This is a genomic window from Stenotrophomonas sp. YJH_SMC_14-1, from assembly GCF_059372275.1.
In genome coordinates, this window is the sequence record NZ_JCAFVK010000006.1 from 141,168 (window position 1) to 164,906 (window position 23,739).

Annotated in this window: 21 protein-coding genes; 9 read left to right on the plus strand and 12 right to left on the minus strand. The window is 69.1% G+C overall.

What is annotated here, in order from left to right; genetic code table 11:
- Nucleotides 1-50: 50 nt before the first annotated feature.
- Nucleotides 51-440, minus strand: coding sequence for an I78 family peptidase inhibitor (locus AC5P9P_RS14875; RefSeq protein ID WP_005407509.1), 390 nt, complete (start codon nucleotides 438-440; stop codon nucleotides 51-53).
- Between the two features lie 111 nt (nucleotides 441-551).
- Here AC5P9P_RS14875 and AC5P9P_RS14880 point away from each other — a divergent pair, with 111 nt between their 5' ends.
- Nucleotides 552-1,607, plus strand: a complete 1,056-nt coding sequence (locus AC5P9P_RS14880) for a DNA topoisomerase IB (protein ID WP_005407510.1) — start codon at nucleotides 552-554, stop codon at nucleotides 1,605-1,607.
- Here AC5P9P_RS14880 and AC5P9P_RS14885 read toward each other — a convergent pair.
- Nucleotides 1,585-1,893: a putative periplasmic lipoprotein gene (locus tag AC5P9P_RS14885; RefSeq protein ID WP_005407511.1), complete on the minus strand. Its 309-nt coding sequence runs from the start codon at nucleotides 1,891-1,893 to the stop codon at nucleotides 1,585-1,587. The genes AC5P9P_RS14880 and AC5P9P_RS14885 overlap by 23 nt on opposite strands.
- A gap of 217 nt (nucleotides 1,894-2,110) precedes the next feature.
- Here AC5P9P_RS14885 and AC5P9P_RS14890 point away from each other — a divergent pair, with 217 nt between their 5' ends.
- From AC5P9P_RS14890 to AC5P9P_RS14900, 3 genes are all read left to right on the plus strand, one after another.
- A complete protein-coding gene (locus tag AC5P9P_RS14890; RefSeq protein ID WP_495232898.1) occupies nucleotides 2,111-3,229 on the plus strand; it encodes an SDR family oxidoreductase in 1,119 nt (372 codons plus the stop codon).
- 123 nt (nucleotides 3,230-3,352) lie between these two features.
- Complete coding sequence (locus tag AC5P9P_RS14895; RefSeq protein ID WP_033834583.1) at nucleotides 3,353-4,768, plus strand: XVIPCD domain-containing protein; 1,416 nt, start codon at nucleotides 3,353-3,355, stop codon at nucleotides 4,766-4,768.
- Nucleotides 4,769-4,942: 174 nt separating this feature from the next.
- Complete coding sequence (locus AC5P9P_RS14900) at nucleotides 4,943-5,584, plus strand: hypothetical protein (RefSeq protein ID WP_229295605.1); 642 nt, start codon at nucleotides 4,943-4,945, stop codon at nucleotides 5,582-5,584.
- On the opposite strand, the gene AC5P9P_RS14905 is transcribed toward AC5P9P_RS14900, so the two are convergent.
- Nucleotides 5,543-6,640, minus strand: coding sequence for a serine hydrolase domain-containing protein (locus tag AC5P9P_RS14905; protein WP_033834629.1), 1,098 nt, complete (start codon nucleotides 6,638-6,640; stop codon nucleotides 5,543-5,545). The two genes, AC5P9P_RS14900 and AC5P9P_RS14905, sit on opposite strands and share 42 nt — an antisense overlap.
- Before the next feature lie 191 nt (nucleotides 6,641-6,831).
- On the opposite strand from AC5P9P_RS14905, the gene AC5P9P_RS14910 reads away from it, so the two are divergent.
- A complete protein-coding gene (locus AC5P9P_RS14910) occupies nucleotides 6,832-7,218 on the plus strand; it encodes a BlaI/MecI/CopY family transcriptional regulator (RefSeq protein WP_019661969.1) in 387 nt (128 codons plus the stop codon).
- A 3-nt stretch (nucleotides 7,219-7,221) separates the two neighbouring features.
- Nucleotides 7,222-9,210: a M56 family metallopeptidase gene (locus AC5P9P_RS14915; protein ID WP_049432531.1), complete on the plus strand. Its 1,989-nt coding sequence runs from the start codon at nucleotides 7,222-7,224 to the stop codon at nucleotides 9,208-9,210.
- A gap of 67 nt (nucleotides 9,211-9,277) precedes the next feature.
- Here the strand turns inward: AC5P9P_RS14915 and AC5P9P_RS14920 are convergent, their stop codons facing one another.
- Together AC5P9P_RS14920 and AC5P9P_RS14925 are read right to left on the minus strand one after the other, a co-directional pair.
- A complete protein-coding gene (locus AC5P9P_RS14920) occupies nucleotides 9,278-10,558 on the minus strand; it encodes an SGNH/GDSL hydrolase family protein (protein WP_181454334.1) in 1,281 nt (426 codons plus the stop codon).
- Between the two features lie 82 nt (nucleotides 10,559-10,640).
- Nucleotides 10,641-10,964 (minus strand): I78 family peptidase inhibitor, encoded by a 324-nt coding sequence (locus tag AC5P9P_RS14925; RefSeq protein WP_049402871.1) that lies wholly within the window; start codon nucleotides 10,962-10,964, stop codon nucleotides 10,641-10,643.
- A 184-nt stretch (nucleotides 10,965-11,148) separates the two neighbouring features.
- On the opposite strand from AC5P9P_RS14925, the gene AC5P9P_RS14930 reads away from it, so the two are divergent.
- Nucleotides 11,149-11,700 (plus strand): hypothetical protein, encoded by a 552-nt coding sequence (locus AC5P9P_RS14930; protein ID WP_495232899.1) that lies wholly within the window; start codon nucleotides 11,149-11,151, stop codon nucleotides 11,698-11,700.
- Between the two features lie 27 nt (nucleotides 11,701-11,727).
- On the opposite strand, the gene AC5P9P_RS14935 is transcribed toward AC5P9P_RS14930, so the two are convergent.
- Together AC5P9P_RS14935 and AC5P9P_RS14940 are read right to left on the minus strand one after the other, a co-directional pair.
- A complete protein-coding gene (locus AC5P9P_RS14935) occupies nucleotides 11,728-12,765 on the minus strand; it encodes a ribonuclease H-like domain-containing protein (RefSeq protein WP_033834587.1) in 1,038 nt (345 codons plus the stop codon).
- Complete coding sequence (locus AC5P9P_RS14940; protein ID WP_111109044.1) at nucleotides 12,762-15,251, minus strand: DEAD/DEAH box helicase; 2,490 nt, start codon at nucleotides 15,249-15,251, stop codon at nucleotides 12,762-12,764. Before AC5P9P_RS14940 ends, AC5P9P_RS14935 begins: the two co-directional genes overlap by 4 nt.
- Before the next feature lie 211 nt (nucleotides 15,252-15,462).
- Here AC5P9P_RS14940 and AC5P9P_RS14945 point away from each other — a divergent pair, with 211 nt between their 5' ends.
- A complete protein-coding gene (locus AC5P9P_RS14945) occupies nucleotides 15,463-15,981 on the plus strand; it encodes a hypothetical protein (protein ID WP_049402868.1) in 519 nt (172 codons plus the stop codon).
- Nucleotides 15,982-16,021: 40 nt separating this feature from the next.
- Nucleotides 16,022-16,696, plus strand: a complete 675-nt coding sequence (locus AC5P9P_RS14950; protein WP_033834590.1) for a hypothetical protein — start codon at nucleotides 16,022-16,024, stop codon at nucleotides 16,694-16,696.
- 59 nt (nucleotides 16,697-16,755) lie between these two features.
- On the opposite strand, the gene AC5P9P_RS14955 is transcribed toward AC5P9P_RS14950, so the two are convergent.
- The 5 genes from AC5P9P_RS14955 to AC5P9P_RS14975 are packed head-to-tail and all read right to left on the minus strand — an operon-like array spanning nucleotide 16,756 to nucleotide 23,728.
- Complete coding sequence (locus AC5P9P_RS14955) at nucleotides 16,756-18,564, minus strand: hypothetical protein (RefSeq protein WP_495232900.1); 1,809 nt, start codon at nucleotides 18,562-18,564, stop codon at nucleotides 16,756-16,758.
- Nucleotides 18,561-20,726 (minus strand): membrane protein, encoded by a 2,166-nt coding sequence (locus tag AC5P9P_RS14960; RefSeq protein ID WP_033834592.1) that lies wholly within the window; start codon nucleotides 20,724-20,726, stop codon nucleotides 18,561-18,563. The genes AC5P9P_RS14955 and AC5P9P_RS14960 overlap by 4 nt, the downstream gene beginning before the upstream one ends.
- The gene (locus tag AC5P9P_RS14965) at nucleotides 20,723-21,844 is read right to left on the minus strand and encodes a BatA domain-containing protein (RefSeq protein ID WP_111109045.1); all 1,122 of its coding nucleotides are present in this window, start codon (nucleotides 21,842-21,844) and stop codon (nucleotides 20,723-20,725) included. The genes AC5P9P_RS14960 and AC5P9P_RS14965 overlap by 4 nt, the downstream gene beginning before the upstream one ends.
- Nucleotides 21,841-22,737: a DUF58 domain-containing protein gene (locus AC5P9P_RS14970; protein WP_033834594.1), complete on the minus strand. Its 897-nt coding sequence runs from the start codon at nucleotides 22,735-22,737 to the stop codon at nucleotides 21,841-21,843. The genes AC5P9P_RS14965 and AC5P9P_RS14970 overlap by 4 nt, the downstream gene beginning before the upstream one ends.
- A 7-nt stretch (nucleotides 22,738-22,744) precedes the next feature.
- On the minus strand, nucleotides 22,745-23,728 hold the full coding sequence (locus AC5P9P_RS14975; protein ID WP_033834595.1) for an AAA family ATPase: 984 nt from the start codon (nucleotides 23,726-23,728) through the stop codon (nucleotides 22,745-22,747).
- Nucleotides 23,729-23,739: the final 11 nt, after the last annotated feature.

A 23,739-nucleotide genomic window follows, 5' to 3' on the forward strand; every position in this document is an offset into this window, starting at 1 on the left:
GCAGGTGCAACGGAACGCGCCGGCAACCCAGTGCCGGCGCGGGGCGGGACTCAGCCGCAACGCACGCCGCTGACGGCGCCCTTGTCGTCCACTTCGATGTTCAGGCGGTCGCCGAGGAACTCCATCGTGGCCACATCATTGGGCTTGAGCACGCGCACCTGGCTGGCACCTGCATCTTCCTGTGCCTGCTTGCCGAGGGCATCGGTGTAGGCCTGGCCGACCAGGCTCTGTACCTGGCTGGCATCGCAGGTGCCGACCGGCGGAGCCTCGGTAGCCTTGCCGGCGTCGTCGGCCGGCGCCTTGGCTGCTTCGGCGGCCTGCTGGGCGTGGGCGGTGGCCGAATCCTGTTCATCCAGCGCCGGTGCCTGGCAGGCGGTCAGGGCCAGCACGGCCGGCAGCAACAGGGCGGAGAGCGAACGGGCGCGAATCGGGAACGACATCATGACTCCGGAAGGGGTTGTGAAGACCCGAGCATAGCGGCGAACCGGCCCTCACGTGTTTGTCTTGTGTTATCGACAGGATCGCGGCATGGCGACGGCGACACTGGAGACATGCCAACTCCCTCCACCCCCGAACGACAGGCAGCGCGCGCGGCCGGCCTGCGCTATGTCGACGACACCCAGCCGGGCATCAGCCGGCGCCGCGCCGGCAAGGGCTTCAGCTACCGCGATGCTGATGGCCACGCGATACGCGACGCCACCACCCTGCAACGCATCCGCGCACTGGCGATCCCACCGGCCTACACCGCGGTGTGGATCTGCGCCCATGCCAACGGCCACCTGCAGGCCACCGGTCGTGATGCGCGCGGTCGCAAGCAGTACCGTTACCACCCCGATTGGGCCCGGGAGCGCGATGCCGGCAAGTTCGACCGCATCATCGCCTTTGGCGAGGCGTTGCCTACGCTGCGGCGGCGGCTGTCGCGGGATCTCAAGCGCCCCGGTTTCCCGAAGGAGAAGGTGCTGGCCATGGTGGTCGCACTGTTGGCGGACACGCTGGTGCGGGTCGGCAATGAGACCTATGCGCAGCAGAACCGTTCGTTCGGACTGACCACACTGCGAAACCGGCATCTGGAGCTGCTGCGCGGTGGCCGCGTGCGCATGCGCTTCCGTGGCAAGTCCGGGCAGCTGCAGGAGGTCACCGTGGGCGACCGCAGGCTGGGGCTGCTGGTGCGGCGCCTGCAGCAGCTGCCGGGGCAGGCCCTGTTCCAGTACCGCGATGACGACGGTGCGCTGCAGCCGGTCGACTCCGGCGCGGTGAACGACTACCTGCGCGAGGTGATGGGCGAGGACTTCACTGCCAAGGATTTCCGCACCTGGGGCGGGACGGTTGCGGCGGTGCAGGCGTTCGCCGCCACCGAACTGCCGGAACCGGCCAGCCAGCGCGCACTGGCGCAGGCGCAGCGCGCGGTGGTGTGCGAAGTGGCGTCGCTGTTGGGCAATACCCCGGCGGTGTGCCGCAAGGCCTATATCGACCCCTGCGTGTTCGCCGGCTGGGAGCGCGGCGAACTGGCCACGCTGGCCGGCCTGCGTGGGCCGCGCCAGTGGGAACAGGCGACCCTGCGCGTGCTGCGCAGGGCGCGCCGGCTCAGCCGCAGTAGATCGCGGTGATGTTGTTGGTACGGCCCTTTTCGATGGTCAGGCGGTCGCCGCCTTCGCTGGCCGGCGGCACCCGCGGGCCGTCGTGGCGCAGCACCCGTACGTGCAGGCTGTCGCTGTCCACCCGTGCGCGTGCGACGGTGGCGTCCGACGCGGCCAGGCCAAGTGCGCCGCGCACCCTGTCGCTGTGGCACTGGCCGGAAATCACACCGTCGATCGGCTGTACCTGGGCCACCGGTGTGCTGCTGCAGGCGGCGAGGGCAAAGCAGACGGCGGCGGTGGCGATGGCGTGTTTCATGAAGGCGTTCCTTGTGTGATTGCGTGCAGGGTGCGACGGCGCACGTGGTGGCGGAATGAATGCCGTGCACATCATGGACACGGCGCACTCACTGCCGCCAACAGCAGGGGTGGAGACACTGCAGGAGCGGCGGACGCCGCCCCCGGTACTGCGGCGCATGCGCCCGGTAGTGCCGGCCGCTGGCCGGCAATCCCATTCCCCCCCCGAGGAGACCTGCATGGCCACCACCAGGAAAACCCCCGCCCGCCGCAAAGCCTCACCCAAGGTGCGCAAAGGCAGCACTGCAACCAGGACCATCGCCGACCCCGATCGCCCGCGCGTGTTGAAGACTGCAACCCGCAAGGCCGCCGCCAGCGATCCCCGCGCCGCCCGCGTTGCGGCACGGCAGCGGCGCCTGCAGGACCAGGAGAAGGCCAAGGACGCCCGTGCGGCCAAGAAGGCAACCAAGAAGGCAACAAAGAAGACCGCGACCCAGGCCGGAGCACGACGCCAGTCGGAGGCGATGCCGGCGCAGCAGCTGGCCAAGCCCGGGCACGAACACGAACTGGAGCTGGCGCCGCGTTTCCTTGCACCCGACTACACCGGCAGCGGCAAACTGCAGGGCATGCGTGCGATCGTCACCGGTGGCGATTCCGGCATCGGCCGCGCGGTGGCGGTGCTGTTCGCACGCGAAGGTGCCGACGTGGCCGTGCTGCACCTGGACGAGGCCGAGGACGCGGACATCACCCGCCAGCACGTGGAGCGCGAAGGCGGTCGCTGCGTGGTGATCGCCGGTGACGTGCGCGATCCGCGCTTCTGCGACGAAGCGGTGAAGCAGGTGGCCAAGGCCTTCGGCGGCATCGATATCCTGGTCAACAACGCCGCGTTCCAGCTGCACTGCGAGCGGCTGGAAGACCTGGAAGACGCGCACCTGCAGGAGACCCTGCAGACCAACATCGGCGGGTACGTCCAGATGGCGCGCGCGGTGCTGCCGCATCTGGGCGAGGGCGCCAGCATCATCAACACCGGTTCGGAAACGGGAATCTTCGGCAGCAAGGCGCTGATCGATTACTCGGCGACCAAGGGCGCGATCCACGCGTTCACCAAATCGCTGGCCAGCCAGCTGCTGCCGCGCGGCATCCGGGTCAACTGCGTGGCGCCGGGGCCGGTATGGACGCCGCTCAACCCGGCCGACAAGCCGGCGCAGGACGTGGCGGAATTTGGCAAGGACAGCGACATGGGCCGGCCTGCACAGCCCGAGGAACTGTCGCCGGCCTACGTGTTCCTGGCCTCGCCGGCCTGTGCCAGTTACATCAGCGGGGTGATCCTGCCGGTGATGGGCGGGCCACGCGGGTGAACAGCACTACGGCGTGGCGTCTGCTGAACGGGGCTTCGCGCAGGCGTGTGGCGTGTGTCAACGGCTGCGCCGGTGCGGTGGGGTAGGCTGGACTCCCATACCGATCACGTTCAGGGAAAGATCATGCCGGAGATGGATATCAACGCAGCGGCCGATGAAGTCGTCGCCCTGTTGCGGCAGAACGATGCCCGTGGCGCGGCCGCCCGCCTGGAGGCCCTGCACAACGGCCAGCGTGCGGTGGTGCAGGAATCGCTGGATCGCTACATCGCGGCGCGGGGCGCCACCGAGCTTGAGGCGCTGCGACAGAGCGGTGGCGTATCCGCCACCGACGCGGCCACGGTCAACCCGATGCTGGATCGCCTGAGCGACGCGACGCGCCCACCGCGCATGCCCGACGCCGCGGAGACTGCGGGCCTGAGCCAGGCCCAGCAGTACGACGTGTATGGCAGCATCGTGGCCCAGCGCGGCAACGCCGCCGCGAACGATGCGATGGCCACGCAGGATCGCGTGGTGCTGGGGCTGCGCGACGAGAACCGCACCACCGAGGCGCGAGGACGTGGTGTCTACGACGACCGCATCGTGGTGCTGTGGAAGGATGCGCAGGGCCACGGCCATGTGCGCGAGTTCAACCAGGCCACGACAGAACCGACCGCCCAGTACGACGGACACGCCAAGACCACGCCACGCAGCCCTGGCTTCGGCAACGTGGCGCCGCGTACCAAGACCGAGGGCGAGGACGTCAACGGCGACCGGGTCAAGGATCTTGGACGGTTGGGCGAAGGCACCACCGAGATGCGCGCGACCACGCATCCGCGCAACGGCCATCCCGATGAGTTCGCGTTGCGCCCTTCGCAGGCGGCCATCACCGCCGGCGCTGGACGGGTGGAGCGCGACAGCAATGGTGATGGCTGGTTCGATGCGCGCGATACCCAGGGCGTGCAGGACCTCAACGACACCTTCAAGATCCATCGTGGCAGCCGGTCCAATACCGATTCGGCGGGCTGCCAGACCATCGGCGGCGGTGAGTACGACGACTTCGTGGCGACGGTACGCGGCACCCCCGGGCAGAACCGTTGGCAGTATGTGCTGACCTCGGTTGCGCCGGGCCAGGCGCGCGGGCTGGGACAGGACACACCGCTCGCGGCCAATGACGATCCCCGGCAGCCGCAGCATCGCGACCACGCCCTGCAGCAGCAGATCAGCACGCACCTGCAGGCCTTGGGCGGGCGCTACGCCGAGCACGCCGATGACTACAGCCTGGTGATGCTGCGCGAAGCGAAGGCCGCAGGCATCACCCGGGTCGACCAGATCGTGGCCAGCAATCCCAGTGGCGGCCGCGCTGCGGGTGAGACACTGTTCCTGGTGCAGGGCACTCCGGGCGACCCGGCGGCCGTGCGCGCAGGCGTCAACGCAGCCGAGGTGCGCGAGACTGCGGTGGAAACCAGCCTGCGCCAGCTGCAGCAGCAAGCGCGCGAACAGGGTGCACCCGTGCCCGCGCCGGCACAGCAGCACGAAACACCCGCGATGGGAGTACGTTGAAGGATGATCCGTCTACCCTTGATGTCCGGTTTGCCGTGGGTGTTGCTGCTGGCGTGCAGCGCATGTGCACCCGCCGGGGAGCACACCGTGCCGGTCGCACGCGCAGCGAAGCCTGAGGCGAAACCGGAGACCTTGCCTGCGCAGGCACGACCCACTGAACGCGGATTGCCTGCATTGCCGGAAGCTTCCGGCAGCGCCCATCCCGGCGGCCGCTACGCTGTGCTGCCCGAACCGGCCAGGCGGGTGCTGGCGCAGTTGAAGTGCAACGTGGAGAGTGCCGGCAATGCGCAGGTGCTTTCCATTCCCGCGCAGGGTGGCCAGCAGGATTTCATGGTCACCGATCGCAGCGGTCCGCGTTTCCGCTACTGGATGCGCTCGTTCTCCAGCAGTGGCGGTACCACCGGGTATCTCGTGCAGCTGCAGGACTGCCCAGCAACCACCACGGGCATGCGCGCCTACATCGCACAGGGAGCCGCACCGCTGCAGGATGTCACCGCGTCGTTGCTGGCGCAGGCCGAGCTGCCTGATGCGGCGACGATGACGGCTTACCAGGACAGGGGCGCGGGCGATCTGTTCGCCTTCATCGCGCAGCTGGACAAGGTACCGGTGGTGCGCTGGGTGGCCGAAGCCGACCCTGAGCAGCCATTAGCCGACGATGCGCGCAGCTTCGACCATGGCAATGCCATCCACGGCGGTTTCCTGCGCTGGAACCAGGATCACTTCGAAGTGGCCAGGACCGTGCCGGCCGGGCTATGGCCCTGCGATGACAGCCCGTTATTGCCGTGCAGGGGCGACCCGTTCGTGACTGGGCGTTGAGGCATCGCGCGCATAGAAATCGGCAATGCGTGGAATGAACTGCTGCGGATTGGCACCGACAAGATTGGTCAGCACCACCACCGCCACGCCGCGCTCGGGATAGACCACGAACGCCGAGCGCGCACCGCCGATACCGGCCACCTGAAGGTCGGGCGATGCGCGCAGTACCGGCCAGCCCCCCGCCCACGGGCCGGCACGGCCATCCGCCAGGCGCTCTGCGCTCCACATCCGCCGCAGGGCGGTCTCCGGCAGCAGGCGGCCTTCGATCAGCGCGACCAGCCAGCGCGCGGTGTCGTCGGCGGTGGTGAGGATGCCGCCACCGGCCCACAGCGAAGGCGGTATGTCGTAGAACCAGTGCGACAGGCGGGACGGTGCATCCGCAGCGTCGGTGGCACGCGGGGCCAGGCTGTACATCGTCGCCGCATCGGGAATCAGGTCGTAGCTGTCGCCGAAGGTGGTGCGGGCCATGCGCGCGCTGCTGAACTGGCCGGTGGCGAGGAAACGTTCGTAGGGCATGCCGGATTGCTTCGCGATGATTCGTGCCAGCAGTACGTAGTTGGTCTGGTTGTAGGCGAAGCGCTGCCCGGGTTCGGCTTCGAGCGGCTGCGCAGTGACGGCCGCCCACGCCTGCGCTTCTGAGCCACCGCCCAGCAGTCCCTTCGCATCAAGGATGTCGGGAAGGCCGGAGGTATGCGCCAGCAGCTGGTGTACGCGTACGTCTCTCCACGCTGGCGGAAGGCCATCCAGGTAGCGCGAGGCCGGTGCGTCCAGATCCAGCTGCCCCTGCTGGGCCAGTTGCGCGGCCGCCACGCCGGTGAACGCCTTGGTGGCCGAATTGAGCGGGAAGCGGGTGTCGCGCGAGGCAAGCACACCGTTCTCCACGTTGGCCAGCCCGTAGGCCTCGGACAACACCGTCTGCCCGTCCTTGACCACCGCGATCTGCAATCCCGGGATGCGCTGCTCCAGCATGATCTGGCGGATCAGGCGGCGGGTCTGGTCGTTGGCCTGGTCCTGGCTGGCAGAGACGGCGGCGAAGGGCAGTGCACTGATGAGCATGAGCAGGACTCGGAGCATTGGGCGGGACATGCGGAATTCCAGCGGGGCGTTGCGGATCGGATGCAGCGGGCGGGTCAAAGGTTTAAGCGCTCGGTGGTGCCTACCGTTCGTCGGCCCATGACTTCCGGGGGGTTGACTACAGTTGTCGTCAAGCTGACAGTGACGACACGTGTAGTCAAGGGAGTGGTGTCATGCGTGGCAAGACCATCGGGGACCAGGAACTGGCCCTGCTGCAGTACATCGATGAACATGCGCCGGCCAGCGTCGGCGAGGTCGCCAGTGGCTACGGCGAGGCCCGCGGCCTGGCCCGTTCCACCGTGCTGACGATGATGGAGCGGCTGCGGGCGAAGGGGTATCTTCAGCGCCGGCAGCAGGACGGCGTCTACCGCTACCAGGCCACCCGTGGCCCGCAGAGCGTGCTGCAGGGTGCCGTGGCCCAGTTCGTCGACAACACCCTGCAGGGCTCGGTGTCGCCGTTCGTGGCCTACCTGTCGCAGCGCCAGCAGGTCAGCGACAACGAGCTGGCCGAGCTGGAAGCGCTGGTCGCCCAACTCCAATCGCGTCGCCACGAGGGCTGAGCCATGGACACCACGATGCTGATTCCGATGCTGGAACGGTTGGGCTGGACCAGCCTGCAGACCGTGCTGCTGGTGGCGCTGGTGTACGGCCTGTGCCGCGCGCTGCCGTCGCTGTCGGCGGCGACCCGCTGCCGCCTGTGGTGGCTGGTCTCGCTGCAGGCCGTGCTCGGCCTGTTCTGGAGCCAGCCGTTGCAGTTGGCCTGGCTGCCGGCGCCGCAGGCGGTGGCGATGACCGCGACCGACGTGGCCGCTGACATCGTCTACCCGCTGGCCCCGGAGGCCTCTGCGCAGTTGCTGGCCGCGATGCCGCTGCCCACGGCCGATGTACCGGCAGTTGCATGGTGGGCGGTCGCACTGGCCGCGCTGTGGCTGTCCGGCGTGCTGATGATGGGGCTGCGCACCTTCGGTGAGTGGCGCCGCTGCCGCGCACTGCTGGCTGCGGCGTATCCCTGCGAGGACGAGGCGCTGGTGCAGGCCCTGCAGCTGGCCTCCGACGCGCACGGCGTGCGCCCTGCGCCGCGGCTGTGGATGAGCGCGCAGGTGGACTCGCCGCAGCTGGTCGGGCCGTTCCGCCCGGTGCTGCTGCTGCCGGCCGGCGACAACGCCCTGCAGGGTGACGCGCTGGACCTGGCACTGACCCACGAACTGCAGCACCTGCAGCGCCGTGACCTGCAATGGGGCCTGCTGCCCGCGCTGGCCCAGCACCTGTTCTTCTTCCACCCGCTGCTGCGCCTGTCGGTGCGCGAATACGCCCAGGCCCGCGAGGAAGCAGTGGATGCGGCCGTGGTCGGCCAGCATGGCGCCAGCCGCCAGGCCTATGGCCGCCTGTTGCTGCAGCTGGGCGTGGCAGCGCAGCCGCATCTGGGCGTGGCCAGTGCCGCACCGAGCACCACCAGCCTCAAGCGTCGCCTGCTTTCGCTGCAGTCGCACCGGTCCTGCCCGCGTCTGCTGGCGATGGCGTTGACCGCCGTCGTGGTGGTGGTGGGCGTGGCGCCGATGCGGCTGGTCGCAGCGCCGGTGCCGCCGGCACCGCCTGCGCCTCCGGCCGCACCGAAGGTTGCTGTGCCGCGGCCGCCGAAGGCCCCGGAAGCGCCGCCCGCACCAGCCTCGGCCGCGCGCGTTCCGGCCGAGCCGGTGGCTCCCGCACCGCCCGCAGAACCGGCCGATATGGAAGAACCCTCCGGTCCTGACGATGCCGATGTGGCCGATGTCGACGATGCCGCTGGCATGGATGAGGACCATGACGGCACGACCACCACCTCCTCCATCACGACCTACGGTCGCCTCGATCTGGGCAAGTCGCCCCGGGAGGCCTTCGTGCTGGTCGATGGTGATTCGACCTTCGCCAACGGCGGCATGGACGACGTGATGGTGGCCCGCCGGCAGCTCGGCAAGGGCCCGGCGCTGTGGTTCCGCCAGGGCGACAAGCGCTATGTGGTGCGCGACCCGATGTTGATCCAGTCGCTGCAGCGCGCCTATGCCGGTGCGGCGGACCTTGGTCGCCAGCAGAGCGAACTGGGCCGCCAGCAGAGTGCGCTGGGCCGCCAGCAGGGCGACCTGGGCAAGCAGATGGGTGAGATGGGGCGTCTGCAGGGTGAAGAGGCGCGCCGCCTGGCACTGGCCGCAGCGGAGGCCGCGCGCAGTGCGATGGCCGCGCATGACATCAACCGCGAAGCGGCGGCCGAAGCGGCGAAGGCGGCGCGGGGCGCGACCAACGACGCGGCGGTTGCACGTGAGGCCGCACGTGAGGCTGCCGCCGAGGCGCGTCGTGCGATGCAGGAAGTGGACAACGAAACCGCGCGTGCCAGCCGCACCCGCGCCATGCAGCGCCTGGCCAGCCAGCAGTCTGAACTGGCCAGCCGCCAGGCGGCGCTGGGCAGCCAACAGGCCGCGTTGGGCGAGCGCCAGGCACGCGTGCATGCACAGGCATCGCAGCAGGCGCAGCAGGTGATCGCGCGCGCACTGGCCAGTGGCAAGGCCGACCGACTCTGATCGGTAGTGCCGGCCGCTGGCCGGCAATGGGGGGTGCCGGCAAGCGGCCGGCACTACCCTGGGGCAATCAGTGCTGCAGCCAGCGTATCGGGAACGCGTCCGCCATCGCTGCATAGCCGGCATCACTGGGATGCAGATGATCCCCGCTGTCATAGCTGGGACGCAGATGGGTCGGGCGCTGTGGATCGCGCATGATGCGATCGAAGTCGATGACACCATCGACGCCCTGTGCTGCCCTGATCCAATCGTTCACGGCTTGCCGCTTGGTTTCTCCGGCGGCGTCGAAGTAGCCTGATCCTCCATAGGGCAGCAACGTTCCAAGCATCACCCTGATCCCACGTTGCCGGGCTCGCTGCACCGACGTGCGCAGGGCGTCGATCAACTGCGCTGCAGACACCGCCTGCGGCGGATGCAGCTGGCCGATGCCGATATCGTTGATGCCCAGCAGCAGCACGGCATGGCTGGCACCGGACACCGCCAGCACATCGTGCCCGAAGCGCGACACGCCTGCTGGCCCGACTCCATCATGCAGCCAGCGATTGCCGGCAATGCCGCCATTGACTACGCTGACCTTGCGCAGGCCTGCACTGCGGACACGGTCATCAAGCAGGTTGGGCCAGCGGAAATTGCGATCCACTGTAGAGCCGGCACCATCGGTGATCGAGTCACCGAAGGCGACCATGACCACCGGCTTGCCGCCAGCTGCTGGTACCGCCGATGGCTGGTTTCCGGCAACGTCAATGGCGTCCAGCCAATAATAGGCCCGCATGGGGTCGGCGAAGCGCAGCAGGGCCGCGCCGACCTGGTTGCCGGGCGCGCGGTAGTTGGTCTGCAGGCCGACCGAATGCGTGGTGACCACCGGCGTCGGTGCCATGACGTACAGGCTGACGGACAGTTCCGTCTGGTCAGCCACATGCAGGTTGATCCGATCACTCCAGCGCTCTTCGCCGGGGGCGAGCGTCAAGCGTGCTGCACCACTGAAACGCAATGAGCGCTGCTTGTGGAGGACGATACCATCGGCGCCCATGCTTGGCGCAATACGGAGGTCCTCCAATGTGACCGGGGCCTTGCCGAACCGATTGGAGAAGCGAACGCGCAGTGTTTCTCCGCCGCGCGAAAGACGTACGGTCATGCGTACGGTCTGGTCGGCCAGGGTGACGGGTGGGGGCGGGGGAACGATGTTGTCCGGAAAGGTAACGCCGTAGTCCTGCTGGGCGGCGAACCAGGTGGCGGACCATGGGGGCCGGCCCTCTTGTGCCGCCAGCGGGGGGGCGGCCACGCACAGCAGAGTGGCGAACAGACAGCCCAACCACCGGCGATACGGTTTCCCGTTGCGGAACCTCGGCATACAGCACTCCTTGCAGTGTGGCTGGAAGCTTATCCCGCTGGCGCGGGTGGATACCCGGTGCCAGCGGGATCGGTAAGGAACATCAACCGCAGCTGGCGCGCTCGATGCGGTTCTGCGCATTCACCTGCACGGTCACGCGGTCCTGGCGGAAGTCCATGGTCACCGCCATGCCGGGTTTGACTACCCGTGCACCGCGCGCGCCGCTGTCAGCCACCAGCTTCTTGATCGTGGCTTCGTCGGCGGTTTTGCCGGTGAACGCTTCCAGCGCCTCGGGGCGGCATTCGTGCGGGCCATCGGAGACTTTGGCCGGCAGGCTGCCGGTATCGGCGGTGCCGTTGGCACCGGCATGGCTGCAGGCCGCGAGCGGCAGGATGCTGGCCAGCAGCAACAGGGTGGTAGGGCGCATGGGCACGGCTCCGGTGAAGGGACAGCGGGCAGTGTCGCCGCTGCGCGTGTCAGTGGTGTCAACGCGGCCTGAATCCGTGCCTGGCAAGCGCCACAGTGTGTGAAGTCGTCGAAGAGCAGCGGATTGATGCCTGTGCGGGCAGCGGTTAGTGTCTTGCACCCAGTCAACTCAAGGCGCATGTCCGATGGTTGAGCGCGTTCAACGCCTGATCAATGCGGTTTCGTCCATTCCTGGCGTGCGCACCGCTTCGGTGACCAAGCAGGATTTGTCGGAGCTGGCTGTAGACGAATTGTCGCTATTGCCCTACGCGGATCTACCGCTGGCCGTATTGCGGCGTAGCGAAGGTAATCTGTCGCATGAGGTGCTGATTGGGATCGAGTTTGAACTGGACGGCGGCCCGGCAGGCTTGCTGGCGCTGGAGTTTCTGTCGTGGTGGGTGCGTGACGCTGCGCGCAGTGGAGCACTGATGCAGTTGCGCAGCCTGGCGTTGCGCCCCCTGGAGCAGCAGTTTGGCCAGACCCTGAAGTTCACCGTCGACTGGTTCCATGCTGACCCACAGCAGGACCTGGAACGGCTGCTGGTCGCCGTAGACGAACGGGCCGCAAACCTGGAAGCGACCTTGGATCACTTCGCCATTGCCGAGCGCATCAAGGCCGCCGCTGTCGATTCGTCCAGCAGCGACGTGCCCGCGCCCAGTGGGTTTGCTGGACGACTGCGGAAGTTCTTGACTGAGTGAATCGCGGGGAAAAAGCGGGCGCTGCGGTCAACGCGAGTCGTCCTGCCTGGCGACCAGCGCCAGCGTCTCGCGCTCGCGCTGCTCCTCGTGCACCAGCCGTTGCAGCAGCAGGGCCAGGGTTACCACGTCCTGGTGGTTGTGGTCGGCCACCCGGCGCAGGTTCACCGCGTCGCCGCCGCGCAGGAAGCGCAGCCATGCGCCCGGCGCTTCCGAGCCGGGCAGGTCGTCCTCGCGCACCACGCGCAGCAGCTGGCGCTCGATGGTGGACAGCCTGCAGTTCTCCCAGGTGCCGCGATAGCGGCGACGGGTGGGGTAGAGCAGGTCCACATGGTCCAGCGCGGTGATCGGATCGCGTTGGCGCGCCAGCCGGTAGCGCGCCTTCAGCAGCGGCGCATCGTAGCTGCGGCCGTTGTAGCTGCAGAACACGGTGGAGGGCTGCAGCCAACTGGCGAAGGTGGCCAGCATCGCTTCTTCCGCAGCCATGGTGGACATCAGCAGCTGGCGGATGCGCAGGCCTTCGCCACGTTGCGGGCACACGTGCCAGTCGGCCGCGCCGATCATGAAGGCACGCGTGCCGGTGCCACCGGCCAGGCCGGTGGTTTCGGTATCAAAGAACAGCAGGTCGCGCGCAGCTACGTGCTGGTCCTCGCGCTTGGCGAAGGCCAATGACAGCGGCGCAGTCGGGATTGGTTGCGGCTGCAGCGATTCGATCAGGAACAGGCCCGGCGCGATCTCCTCGCCGGGCAGCTGACGATCCTGTGCACTGGCGCGCGCCGGCGCGGCTCCACCGCGCGAACGCAGGCCGAGCAGGCGATGCAGACCGCCCACTTCCGGCCGACGCAGCGGTGCGGGTGCCGGTGTGGAGACCGCAGCGCCGGTCGGCTTGTGGCGGATCTCCTGTTCGACCCAGGCGAACACCGAACGTTCGGCCGGTGGTTGCCGCGCATCGTTCGCGGCCACGGGTGCCGGTGGCGCAGGGGGCACGTCCGGCGCGGCCGGTGTGCTCGCCTTCGGGTCGCCGGCCTGCCGGCGCAGCAGGCGCAGCTTGTCCAGGCTCAGGCTCACGGTGCCAGCAGCTCCATCGGGTCGCGCGTGGTCACCACCACGTCGGGCACGTGCTGGCAGGCGTCGGCATCGAACAGGTCGAGCACACGCAGCGCCAGCGCGCGCGGCGAAGTCTCATCGTCTTCCTGCGCGGCCAGCACCGGGCCCACGCAGGCCGGGCAGCCGGCCCTGCAGTCGCAGCGCTGCACCAGTTCGCGCGCGCGCTGCACCAGTTCGGCCTGGCGCTGCCACAGCGGTTCGCTGAGGCCGACGCCGCCGGGGAAGTTGTCGTACAGGTACACGGTGGGCACGAACTCCTGCAGCAGCTCCACCCCACCGGGATCGCCCTCGCTGCCGCGCAGCTGGCCGCGGCCGCTCTGGTCGGCGATCGCGAACCAGGAACCATCGCCGTTGCCCACCGACTTCTGCAGGTCGCGCGCATCGGCCATCACCGCCACGGTGGCAACGATGTGCAGTGCATACGCGGCGCCGAGAAAGCCATCCAGCGCATCCTGCTTGCTGGCGAACGCGCGCAGCAGCAGCGCCTGCGGCAGCTGCCACCACACCGCAGTGGTGTGCAGTTCCTGGTCGGGCAGGTTCACCGGCCCGTAGCCGATGTTCTCGTGGGTGTAATAGCGGATCTTCTTGTAGCCGGCCACGCGGCGCACCACGTGCACTTCGCCATGATGCGAATCGCCCCGGCCGGCCACGCCGCCATCGAAACGGTCCAGCACCTTGAGCTTGGTGAAGTCGATGCTGTCGGTGTAGTAGTCCACGTGGGTGCGGGTGACGTAGGCCTTGCGCCCCTGCCAGTCCAGCGTCTCCACCTGGTACGGGGTGGACTGCACCATGTGGATGGCGCCCTCGTACAGGGTGAGCGCGGCGGCGGAGTAATCGACCTCGGCGATGATCTGCTGGCGGCCATCGCTGCGGTCGACCACCACGAAGTTGCCGTCGGCCACCGCACGCAGGCTGACCGCGTTGGCCGGATAGCTGTCGGCGATCCATTCCCAGCGCTCGCCTTCGCGGTGGATCACTTCTGTCTCTGCCAGCGCTTCCAGGAATACCTCCGGATCGATCGGGCCGAAGCCATCGCCGACCCGGAACGGCAGCTCGAAGGCCGCGCAGCGGATATGGTCGAACAGGATCAGCGGCTGGTCCGGCGCGATGCGCGCGTGCTCGGGCGAGGCCTCGGCGAAGAAGTCCGGGTGGCGCACCACATACTGGTCCAGCGGCTGCGAGCTGGCCACCATCACTCCCAGTGCGGGTTGCTGGCGGCGGCCGGCGCGGCCGAAGCGCTGCCAGGTGGCCGCCACGCTGCCGGGGTAGCCGTTGAGGATGACCACGTCCAGACTGCCGATATCCACGCCCAGTTCCAGCGCCGACGTGCTGACGATGCCGTCGATGTTGCCGGCACGCATCGCGCGCTCGGTCTCGCGCCGCTCGGTGGGCAGGTAGCCACCGCGGTAGGCGCGGATGCGCGGCGGTTTGCGCGGGTCGTGGTCGAAGATGTCCTTCAGGTACTTGGTCAGCACTTCCACCATCAAACGTGTCTGCGCGAACACCAGGGTCTTCAGCCCGGACTTGATCGCGATGCGCGCGATGCGGTTGCTCTGTGAGCGCGCCGAGGCGCGCAGGCCCAGGTCCGGATTGATCACCGGCGGGTTCCACAGCAGCACCTGTTTCGGCCCGCTGGGCGCACCGGATTCAGTGATGGCAGTCACCGGGGCCTCGATCAGCGCCTCGGCATGCGCCTGTGGGTTGCCGATGGTGGCCGAGCACAGGATGAACTGCGGTTTCACGCCGTAGAACGCGCAGATGCGCTTGAGCCGGCGCAGCACGTTGGTGACGTGGCTGCCGAACACGCCGCGATAGGTATGCACTTCGTCGATGACGATGTAGCGCAGGTTCTCGAAGAACTGCGCCCACTTGGTGTGATGCGGCAGGATGGCCTGGTGCAGCATGTCCGGGTTGGACACCACGATGTCGCCATGCAGGCGGATGGCCTGTCGTGCATCGCCGGGCGTGTCGCCATCGAAGGTGAAGGCCTTTACGCCCAGATCGCCGGCGCGGTTGAGTTCCAGCAGCTCGGCCACCTGGTCCTGGGCCAGTGCCTTGGTCGGGAACAGGTACAGCGCCTTGGCCTTGTCCTGCATTGCCGCGCTGACCACCGGCAGGGTGTAGCACAGCGACTTGCCGCTGGCGGTGGGGGTGACGATGGCCACGTGCTCGCCGCGCTGGCTGGCCTCCCAGGCTTCGGCCTGGTGGCTGTAGAGCTGTTCGATGCCACGCGCCTTCAGGGCGGCGGCCAGGGCAGGCGGAACTGAATCGGGAATGGGCGCATAGCGGCCTTCGCGGCCGGGAATGGCAAAGCTGCCGGTGATGCGGTCCTGGTAGCGGCGCTGCAGGCGCGCGCTGAGCAGGGCGCCGTCGCGGGCGGGCAGGCCGTCGCGCGTGGCGAGCTTCTGCTCGGCATCGGCGGTGCGCTTGGCGAGTTCGTAGGCCATGGAAGATGGAGCCGGGACGGATTGCGAGGGGTCACATGGCACCACACTCACGTCTCAGGATGTGAGACACCGCACACGGAGGGCGTGAACCGTTCAGTGCCCGCGTCCCGTGGCGTCGCCGCATCTCCCCTGGCTGAACAGCTGCCAGTGCAGCAACGAAATCTGAAGCCGGCATCCGTATCCTTGGGCGCTGGACGCAACCAACAGGTGGATGGCTGTGGCACGACGTGGAACGCAGGGAGCCCTCTTGGCCGGCATGCTGCTGGCCGGCATCGCGCAGGCGCAGCAGGCCACGCCGGTGGCGGTGCCCGATCCTGCGCCCGTTCCCCCGGTGGATGCTTCGGCGGCAACCACCGCACCGATCTCCACCGCTCTGCCGCAGGACAACGTCACCACCCTCGGCGAAGTGCGTGCGCTCAAGCCGGAAGAGGAGCCGCTGGATCTTTACCGCTTCAAGAACCCGGTGAAGTTCGGCGACAACCGCTTCAGCCGTGACTGGAGCGAACCGCCATCGCCGGAGCAGGTGAGCATGGGCGGCGGCTACATCATGATGGGCGTGGTCAAGGGTGTGATGGCGGCGGCCAAGGGGATCAACAAACTCACCGGCGGGCCTTCGCAGATCCAGGCCGCGGTGGCGCGGCCACCGCCGGAGCTGAGTGCCGAACAGCAGCAGCGTGCGCTGCGGTTCTCCCAGGAGCAAGGTGCGGGTGATGCGTCGCCGGTGAAGTAGGCCGGTATATCCTGCCGGCTTCCCCACCAATAGTGCTGCCATGTTCCTGCGTTCGATCTGCCTGATGGCCGCGTTGCTGCCGGCCTCCGCCTTCGCTTCCGGCATCGCCGATGACGGCGCCTGCCGCAATGGCGCGTTCCCGTCCGAACAGAGCCGGTTTGCACTGGCGCGGGTGGTCGATGCACCGCGCCTGTACCTGCTTGGCGACATGGACGGCTGCCCGGCCAAGGGCGAGCCGGCCTGCCGACAGCGCAGCTATGTGGTCAACGGCGATACGGTGGTGACCGGGCGCGACCTGGGCGCTTATCGCTGCGCGTTCTTCCCGAACAGGGTGGGTGGCAGTGCCGGCTGGGTGGACCGCAGCAAGCTGCAGCCATTGCCGGTGGCCGTGCCGTCGCTGCAGGACTGGGCGGGCAACTGGAAGGACGGCGACAACGGCCTGCGCATCACCGTGCAGGGTGGGCAACTGCATGTGGAGGGGGACGCCTACTGGCCCTCCGCCAACCCCACGCCGGAGCAGCGTCCCTACGGACCGAACATGGGCCAGGTGGAAGCGCGCGCCGCGCCGCGCGGTGCCGACGTCGAGTTCGTCGAGGATACCTGCAAGGTACGCGTGCATTCGCTGGGCGAGGTGCTGATCGTGGCCGACAACAGCGAATGCGGTGGCATGAACGTGCGCTTCAACGGCGTGTACCGGCGCGCGGGCTCGCGTTGAAGAACGCCTGACGGAGGGGGTCAGAGCCCTTTCGCGGGCGAAAGGGATCCGACCCCGGGTCAGCGCCGCCGTTCCAGCCACCACAGCAGCGATGCGCACAACACGAACGCCAGCCACCACGGCCAGCGTGAGCCCGGCACGGGCTGCATCACCGACGCGTTCGCCGACGTGCTGGAGGCCAACGCCTGCGTGGTCGCATCGATCATCGCCTGTCGATGCAGTGCGGGTGCGTGCTTCGGGTCGAACACATAGCGCCAGACAACGCTGTCGCCATGCTGCAGGCGCTGCCAGCCTGCCTCACGGGGCCACCAGCCGGCGCAGCGCAGCGCCGACGTTGCATCATCGGCGATCAGCGGCACGCTGTCGCCACGCGGGTTGAAGGCCTGCAGCGGCGCCTGCACGCCGCACAGCGCCTGCCGTTCGCCTGCCCAGCTGATGGGCTGTGGTGACCACAGCGCATCACCGCTGCCCTGCGCGCGTGCCAGCGTGGCAACCACGTCGCTCCACAGTTCGCCGTGGCGGTCATCACGGCCTGCCAGCACCCAGCGCCAGCTGTCGGTCAGCGGCAGCAGGCCGATGCGGCCCTTGCCGACCGCGCGCCAGCCGCCGACGGCCTGGCCGCCCCGATCGTGCAGCAGCGCGTTGCTGCCCGGCGCCTGCAACGCCAGTGCTTCCAGCGAAGGCAGCGCGGCACTGTGCGAGCTGCGGTCGGCCTCTTCGCCGTAGCCGGTCGGCAATGTGCCAGCGGCGAGCGGGCCACGGCGTGCGGCGAGGATCGCGCTTTCGCCATCGCCGGGAAGTTCGAGGGGGTGGCTGCTGCCATCATCCTGCACTGGCAGGCCCAGATCGCGAAGGCGTTGCCGCGCGCTGGCCGAAGGTGCGCCCGCACTGCGCACCAGCACGCCCAGTCCATCGCGCAGCGCCTGGCGCACGGCGGCCAGCTGGCCCGCACTCAATGCCGCCAGGCTGCGCTCGTCCAGCAGCAACAGATCGCTGCGCGTGAGCGATGCTGCATTGATCGACACCGCGCCATCGCCGATGCTGAGTCCGGCCCCGGTATCCGCCTGCACCTGCACACGGATGCCTGCATCGGCTGCCCAGCGCCGCAGGTACTTCAGCTCTGGACCCGGCGCGCCGGCGCGCACCAGCAGGCGCAGCGGTGCGGACGGCAGGGTCTGCTGCGGCACCGGTACGCTGTCCACCACATGGCCGTCGGCATCGAGCAGGCGCAGCTGGAACACGCTGCGGCCTTCGGCGCGGGCGATACCACTCAGCTGCACGCGGCCGTCGTCGGCAACCTCCGTGCGATCGACCACGCTGTCGGCCGGGTCGAGCAGTTCGGCCTTCGCCTTGGCCGCGCCACGCGCCTGTGCCTGCACGTCGAAGCGGGCACCGGGTGCGACATCGGCCGGCGGCTGCAGCGCGATCCAGCCGCGCGGCTCCGGTGCAGCCTGCCAACGCACATCCGGCGGCAGCACCGCGTCGCGGTCACGTGCGACCAGGCCCGCACCGACCAGCGTCAGCGTGGCGGCCGGATGCTGGCGCAGCGCGGTGGCCAGGTCGGGTACGCGCTGTGCGCCGGGCACATCGGCAGCTTCCGGCAACAGCAACAGCGGGCCTTCGCTGGCCGGGAGTGCGCCGGCCTTGCCGGCATCGACGCCAAGCACGACCAGCCCGCCTGCGGGTTGCTGGCGGTTGGGGGGCGCCAGGCAGAAATACAGCAGCGTGGCGACGACGATCTGCAGTGCGATCACGACCCACCGGCGGCCGGGGTGCGCTGTGTCCGCACGCAGCTGGCGCACGCTGGCGATGACCACGATCAGGGCGAGTGCCGGTGCAATCCACAGGTTCACAGCGGAGGCGTTCATGGCTGCGCCTCCAGCGCGTCGAGGTAGCGCTGGCCCATCGCATCGGCGGCACTGCGCCGCATCGCCTGTGGCAGCGGACGCTGCAGCGCCCGCCACAACTGTGCGCGCAGGCGCTGGCGACAGTCGCCGCAGTCGGGCTCGATGCGCAGCTGCTCGATGGCCGCAGCCAGATCGAGTGCATCGGGCAGGTAGGCGGCGTTGCGCTGCTGCCAGGCCGCCAGCGCATCGAGATCCGGTGCGCCGTTGTCTTCACCGAGGCGTTGCCAGGCTTCAACGATGGCCGGGTCCGGCGGGGTTCGCGCGGCCAACGGCAGTTCACGACTGGCCAGTCCGGCGCGATCACCGCCCAGCCGGCGGCTTTCATCGATGGGTGGCAGCTCCGGCCCGACCCGGGCCAGGTAGATGCGCTCGGCCTGCTGCACCTGCTTGATGAAGCCCAGCGCCTTGTAGGCAAATGGCAGCGCCTGCTCCGGGCGGCCCTGGCGCAGCTCGCCTTCGGCCGACCACATCTGGTCCAGCGCGGCCTTCAACGTGGCGCGGGTCTGCGGGTCGAGCAGGGTGGTCGCCTCGGCGTGGTCATGGGTGTGCCCGTATTCGGAAAGCACGTCGGTCTCGCTGCCGAACACCGGCGGGATATCTGCGTTGGCTGTACTGCCATGATCGTGGCCATGGTCGTCTTGCGCGCCGGCCTGCGCGCCATGGTCGTGTCCGTGATCGTCGTTGTGGCCGTCTGCGGTCGGCGCATCGCTGGTGGGCAGGTCGCTGGTCGGCGGCGGCTTCGCCGCACCTTCGCTTTCCTCGCCCAGGAACTGGCCGTAGCGCAGGCGCAGGATGCGCTGGTCGACACCGATCGCATCGCTGCGCTTCACGAAGTCCTCGGCGGCCAGGCTGCGTCGCTGCCGGATCAGCGCTTCGGCATCGATGATGATCTGCCGCTGGCTGCGGAAGTACGCAGGCAGGGTCTTCTTGATGCGGCCCTCGAGCTCTGCACCGAGCGCGACTTCGGCGCTGGGCAGGCGCAGGATCACGCTGCTGCTGCGCCCGGTCTGCGGGGTGGGTGCATGATTGTCGCGTACCTCCAGCTGGGCGATCACATCGTTGCCAGGCTGCGCGCCCAGCGCAGCCAGATCAAGGGTGTGGGCGAAACGCCGCGCGGTGGCTTCGCCGCTGCCGGCAAGCGTGACGCTGCGCTTCACGAAGGTGATGTTCTCACCGCTGCCCTGGGTAGTGGTGATCGACAGCGTTGCCTGCGCCGCGACACCGTAATCGTCGCTGGCCTCGAAGCGCAGTGCCCACTGCCGTTGCCCCGGCGTGCCCAGCACCAGGCTGGCCGTGGGCTCCAGTACGCGCACGCTGGGTGCACGGTCGGCCACCACATCCAGCCGATGCAGGCGGGTCTCTGCCAGTGCCGGTTCGCTCACCACGCGGTACAGCAGCGGCATACGTGCCACATCCTGCGCCTGCCACTGTCCTTCGCGCTCGCTCAGTGCCAACCGGCGACCATCGTGGAACTGCAGCCATGCCTTGTCCGGGGCGCGGTCGAAGCGCAGGGACCAGGACAGCCGGCTGTCGGCGGCAACCTTCGCATCCAGCGCATTCTGGGTGAGCGTGGCCTGGCCGGTATAGGCCGGCGCGTCGATGCGCAGGCGGGTGGACTGCAGGCGCAGCGGGCCCGCAGCAGCAGCGCTGCCAGGCGTCGGCGTGCGGACAGGCACGGAGCCGGGGCTGGAAAGTGGCCAGCCGAATGCCAGCACAACAATGGCCAGGCCTGCGATCCAGTACAGCGCCAGTGCCCCACGCGGCCAGCGCGGACGCAGCTCCGGCATCGCGTGTTCCAGCATGGCCAGCACATGCACACGCTGGCGCTGCTGCAGCGGATTGAGTGTGGTTGTGTCGGCGAACAGCAGATCGGCACTGTCCTCGCTGGCACCGCTGCCATCGAGCTGGCGCTGCAGCCACTGCCGGTCCAGCTGGCGGGCACGCGCAGTGACGAAGACAGCGCAGGTGAGCAGGCTGACCGTGCCGACGACGCAGGCGATATCGAAGCCTGCAAGACGCAGGGCCAGCACCGCGGCGGCCAATGCCCATGGCAGGCCCAACAGCAGGGTGATGAGCGCACGGCGGCGGCGTGCGCGTTGCCAGGCGTGCTGCAGGGTGTTCATGCGGCCACCCTGCGCCGGGTGCTGCTGGCCATCCAGCGTTCCAGCGCGAACAGCAGCACGACGGCCAGCAACAGCCAAGGCGTGGGCTCACGCAGCGGTGGTGTTGCAGCAGGCAATGCGGCCCGCTGCGGTGCCTGGTCACGTGCATCGCCCAGGCGCGGGGCCGTAGGCGGCTGCAGCGCCAGCAGCAGGGCACGTGGCAGGCGCGGATCGTGCAGCGCAGGGTTGCTGGCGGCATTCCAGCCACCCGGCAGCGCCAGCAGATAGCCGTGGCCGATGCGTTGCTGCCACAGCAGCGGTGCGCCCTCGGCATCGCGCAGCAGGATGCTCGTGCTGGCAGCAGGCTTGCCGGCAGTCATGACACGACCGCCGCCGCGCAGCCACGCCTGCCAGTTCGCCGGCAGTGCATCGCTGCGGCTCCACACGCCGATCTCGCCGCGCTCCGGCAGGGCATCCGCCGGCAGCGGAGCAAGCGGTGCCTGCACGCCCCACGCGCGCTGCAGTGCGTTCAACCAGCGCTGGGCAGTGGCCGAAGCATCGCTGTGCACGCGCAGGCGCGGCGACGTCGCGGCACTCGGTTGCGCAGTGACCGGTATCGGCTGCGTGTGCCATTGCACGTCGCGCGACAGCTGCAGGCGGGCCCCATCCAGGCTGGGCAGGGGATCGGGAACGTGCACGGTCAATGCGGTGCCAACGGGCAGCTGCGCGTCCAGTTCGCGCAACAGGCTGGGCAGGGGGGCGGTTGATGCAGATGGCGCCTGATCGATGCCGGGGAAGCCGGGTGCCAGCCAGTGCCAGTTGCCATCCTCGGCCGTTCCACGCAGGGCCGTAGCATCCAGTCCCGGCGCTACCACGGTCCATGCAGCGGGAGGCGCCGTCGGGCCAGTCAACGCAGGTCGTGCCAGCAGCAGGGCCAGCGCGGCCAGCAACAGCAGGCGCACCAGCAGCAACGGCCAGTCATCGAAGCGGATGCGCTGGCGCGGCCGCATCTGCGCGCGCAGCCAGCGCAGCGCGGCGAAATCCAGTGGCGTGTAGGGATGGCGACGGGCCAGGTGGATCAGCAGCGGCAGCAACCCTGCAGCGAGCGCGGCCAGGCCGAGCGGGAACAGCAGGGTCATGCATCGCCCCCACGGCCAAACAACGCCTGCAGCGCCTGGTCCAGCGGCTGGTCGAGCCAGCCTGTGGCACTGGCAATCCCGTTGGCCTGCAGGCGCGCATGCAATGCGCTGCGTGCGTCGGCGAAGCGCTGCAGGTAGTCAGCGCGGATCGCCGCGCCATCGCCCAGCAGTTCCTCGCCGGTCTCCGGGTCGCGGAAGCGGTGGCCGGCGTCGAACGGGAAGTCGCGCTCGTCGGCGGTGAGGATCTGCAGCAGTGCCACTTCGCGGCGCGCGCTGGCCAGTTGTTCCAGCAGCACGATGCCGGCGTCGTCGAAGCCATCACCGATTGCCAGCAGCAGGTCGCCCGGGCGCACGCGCTCCCACAGCGGGCGCAGGCGATCGGCCGCAGGCCAGGCGCCGCGCGCCTGCAGGGCGTGCAGTTGCAGATGCACGCGATCACGCTGGCGCGCGCCGTTCGCCGCAGGCACCAGTTGCAGGCCAGCGCCATTGATCGCCAGCAGGCCGAAGCGATCACCCTGTTGCAGGGCCAGTTCAACCAGGCACGCGGCCACGCCACGCATGTGGTCCAGGCGCGTGCGCTGCGGTACCGCGCGATCAGCCTGGCCGGCCGAGGCGGTGGCATCGAGCAGCAGCCAGACCGTGATCGGGCTTTCGCGCTCGGACTCACGCACGAAGAAGCGGTCCGAGCGTGCATACAGCTTCCAGTCGATCTGGCGGAGTTCGTCACCAGGCTCATAGGCACGGTACTGGGCGAATTCGAGGCCGGCACCGCGGCTGCGGCTGGCGTGCTGGCCGATGCCACTGGCACCGCTGGCCAGGCGCGGTCGCAGCCGCAACATGCGCAAGCGCGCACGCAGTTCCGGCGGCAGGGTCAACGGCGTACCTGCGTTCACGCGTGGCTCAACCCGGGAAGGGCACGGCCTGCAGCAGCGCGGCGACCACGTCGTCGGCACGCTTCTGCTCGGCCTCGGCGGCGAACGACAGCAGCAGGCGATGGCGCATCACCGGCGCGGCCAGCGCCTGCACGTCCTCGCGGGTGGCGGCGAAACGGCCCTGCAGCAGCGCGCGTGCCTTCGCTGCCAGCACCAGCGACTGGCCGGCACGCGGGCCGGCGCCCCACTTCACCCATTGGTTGATCGCCGCCGGAGCACCGTCGCCGGGCCGGCTGGCGCGCACCAGGCGGGTGATCCAGGCGAGCACATCCGGGCTGACATGCACCTGGCGCACCGCGGCCTGCAGCGCGATCACCGCGTCGGCATCCATCACCTTCGGCACCGCGTCGGTGGCACCGCCGGTGGTCTGTTCCAGGATCTGCCGCTCCTCGTCTTCGCTGGGGTAATCCACCAGCACGTGCAGCAGGAAGCGGTCCAGCTGCGCTTCCGGCAGCGGGTAGGTTCCGGCCTGCTCGATCGGGTTCTGCGTGGCCAGCACGAAGAACGGCGCGGGCAGCGCGTAGGTGGTACCAGCGTAGCTGACCGTGCGTTCCTGCATCGCTTCCAGCAGTGCGGCCTGAGTCTTGGGTGGGGTGCGGTTGAGTTCGTCAGCCAGCAGCAGGTGGGTGAAGATCGGGCCCTGCTGGAAGCGGAAGTGGCGATGGCCGGTGCCGTGGTCTTCCTCCAGCAGCTCGGTGCCGAGGATGTCGCTGGGCATCAGGTCGGGGGTGAACTGCACGCGCCGGAACTGCAGCTCCAGTGCCTGGCCGAGCGAGCGCACCAGCAGGGTCTTGCCGAGCCCGGGTGCGCCTTCCAGCAGGCAGTGACCGCCGGCCAGCAGGCCGATCAGCAGCTGCTCGACCACGGCGTTCTGGCCCACCACGGCGCGTGCGAGCGCGGCGCGCAGCTCATCCAGGCGCGGCAGCAGGGAATCGAGGTCGGGGGAGGTCATGGGCGTGCAGG